At 34.8% G+C, this 3148-nt stretch carries 1 protein-coding gene and 2 pseudogenes; all 3 read right to left on the minus strand.

Going from position 1 to position 3148, the window contains the following annotated elements; genetic code table 11:
• Positions 1-351 (minus strand): annotated as a pseudogene (locus tag ACZQCL_RS05460) (hypothetical protein); the annotation flags it as partial.
• Positions 352-459: 108 nt separating this feature from the next.
• Positions 460-1561 (minus strand): peptide chain release factor 2 gene (gene prfB / locus ACZQCL_RS05465; protein WP_482482102.1). Its coding sequence is split into 2 segments (ribosomal slippage): positions 460-1488 and positions 1490-1561, totalling 1101 coding nucleotides; the frame shifts between segments, so codons are not numbered across the junction.
• A pseudogene (locus tag ACZQCL_RS05470) lies at positions 1561-3069 on the minus strand (preprotein translocase subunit SecA); the annotation flags it as partial. The gene prfB and the pseudogene ACZQCL_RS05470, both read right to left, overlap by 1 nt.
• Positions 3070-3148 lie beyond the last annotated feature (79 nt).

Below are 3148 nucleotides of genomic sequence, written 5' to 3' on the forward strand. Positions count from 1 at the left end.
CATCAATATATCCGAATGAATAATAATTCCATTATTTGTATCTAAACTCAACAATCGACATAATTCATTGCATTTTATATCGGATAAATGTTTTTCTTCAATCAAAGAATTACTAAATGTAAGACGTGAAGATATATTATATTCTTTCATCAAAGCAAATACTTTTTTTGGATCACAATCTGCATAACTGATGCGTCCACCAGACCATATACAATCAGATGGTGAGCCATAAATAGAGCCAATCTTACACCAGTCATAGAAGTATTCTGTTTTATTTTTAAACAGGGGCAAAAACTTTTTATAAAATTCATAGAATTCAAATAAGCCCGGTAAATGATAATATACATTCATATTCTTAACCTCTTGATAAGAGTATTTTACACTTTTATGAGGGAATAATTTAAAATAATTACACTTTTATGAGCGATTATAGAAAAAATCCAACCTTTCGATTGGATTTTATTGAATTTGTGATTTTAAATACGCAAAGATGAATTCATCAAGATCTCCATCTAATACAGATTGAACTTGACTTGTTTCATAACCTGTACGAACATCTTTAACTAAGCTATATGGATGCATGACATAGCTTCGAATCTGGCTTCCCCATTCATTGGCTGACTGCACACCTTTAATTTGAGCAATCTTCTTTTCTTGTTCTTCAATTTCTAATTGATACAAACGAGACTTTAAGACACGCAAACATTCTTCTCTATTTTCATGCTGACTACGTCCATTTTGACATGTAGCCACAATACCCGTTGGCTTATGCACCATACGAACCGCGCTATCTGTTTTATTGATATGCTGTCCTCCAGCACCTGAAGCTCGTTTTGTTTCAACAATTAAGTCTTCTGGCTTGATGTCAATTTCAATTTCATCATTGAATTGAGGCATAACATCTAAACTCGCAAATGAAGTATGCCTTCTAGCTCCTGAATCAAATGGCGAAATACGAACTAAACGATGTACTCCCTTTTCTGATTTCAGATAGCCATAAGCCTTATCTCCTTCGACAAGGAAAGTTACACTTTTAATACCAGCTTCATCCCCTGGTAAATAATCTAGAACAGTTACTTTAAAGCCATGTTTTTCAGCATATCTTGTATACATACGATACAACATGCTTGCCCAGTCACAAGACTCGGTTCCACCAGCTCCAGGGTGAATTTCTAAAATGGCATTGTTTTGATCATATTCATGACTTAATAAGACTTGGATTTCAAAATTCTCGAATTTCTTATCCATATCCGCATATTCTTCTTCGGCAATCATCATCAATTCTTCATCAAATTCAGACTTTAATTCATCAGCCGTATCATTTAGTGAAGTCAATTGTAAATCTAATTCTTCATAACGATCCACAATATCTTTTAATGCGTTTTTTGCACGAATCACTTGTTGAGCTTTTTTTTGATTTTGCCAGAAATCTGGTTCTAAAGTTTGTTTATCATATTCTTCAATCTGTTTATTTTTACTAGATAAGTCAAAGTGACTCACCTAAAGAATGTAATTTCTCTAGGTGAGTACTCACTCCTTGTTTCAATTCATATAGTTCCATCAAGCTGCATGCTCCTTACGAATACGAACCTTTAATAAGAAGAATGTGATTTCACGATCAATTCTTTGATTCATTTCTTCAAACATATCGAATCCTTCTTGTACATATTGTTGTAGAGGGTTATTTTGTGCATAAGAACGCAAATAGATACCACTACGCAATTTATCCATCATATCAATATGGTTGATCCAGTTACGGTCAATATTACGTAACACAACTGTCTTTTCAAAAGGCAAGAATTGACGCTTAACATCTTTGATTTCAGCTTCATATTCATTCCAAATCTTATTTACACAATATTCTTTAACTTCATCATAAGACTTTCCTTCAAGTTCATTTGCACGAATCGCCTTATCTTCAGCCATACCCATCATTTCAATGGATTTAACAACACCAGCAACATCGATTGTTTGTTTCTTTTGATCCGATAAATTAGCTTGTAAAGTTTGTTCAATTGTTTTTTCAAATACAACACGAACCATATCATGCACTTCATCTGCTTCTAAAATACGATTGCGCTGTGCATAAATAATTTCACGTTGACGACGTAATACATCATCATAATCTAACAATTGTTTACGCATATCGAAGTTATATCCTTCAACACGTTTTTGAGCCATTGTGATTGATTTTGTAACTGCCTTTGATTCAATTTGTTCGTCACCCATTTTTTCAAATAGCTTTTGTAGCTTGTCGCCACCAAAACGAACCATCAATGAATCTTCTAAAGATACATAGAAACGTGAGAATCCAGGATCTCCTTGACGACCAGAACGTCCACGTAACTGGTTATCAATACGACGAGATTCATGTCTTTCACTACCCAATACAGCTAAACCACCTAATTTACGTGATTCTTCTGTTAATTTAATGTCGGTACCACGACCAGCCATGTTTGTCGCAATTGTAACTGATTTTGGACGACCCGCCTTTGCAATGATTTCTGCTTCACGAGCATGGTTTTTCGCATTTAATACTTCATGAGGAATGTGTTCCTTATTTAATAATTGTGAAATAACCTCACTTGTTTCTACCGCAATCGTACCAACTAGAACTGGTTGTCCTGTTTCATACAAACGTTTTACTTCACGTACCAATGCAGCATATTTATCTTTTTTATGTGCATAGATTTCATCAGGAAGATCCTTACGAGCTACTGGACGGTTTGTAGGAATAACAACAACTTTCATATTGTAAGTTGATAAGAATTCTTCTTCTTCAGTTTTTGCGGTACCCGTCATACCAGCCAATTTTTCATATAGACGGAAGAAGTTCTGATATGTAATTGTCGCCAAAGTCGAAGTTTCTTCTTTGATTGGAACCCCTTCTTTAGCTTCAATAGCTTGGTGTAAACCATCTGAATATGCACGTCCTGGCATCATACGACCTGTAAATTGATCAACGATAACAATTTCTTTTTCATCACTAACTACATATTCAACTTCACGCATCATGATGTAGTTTGCCTTTAAAGCCTGGTTAATGTGGTGAACAAGTTGAGTGTGTTCTGGCGGTTATATACAAGACGGTATCTGATTTTATCCATTTTTCCGCAAAGATGCATCCTCTGTTCCAAGCTGCAAAATT

Source organism: Holdemanella sp., from assembly GCF_056804935.1.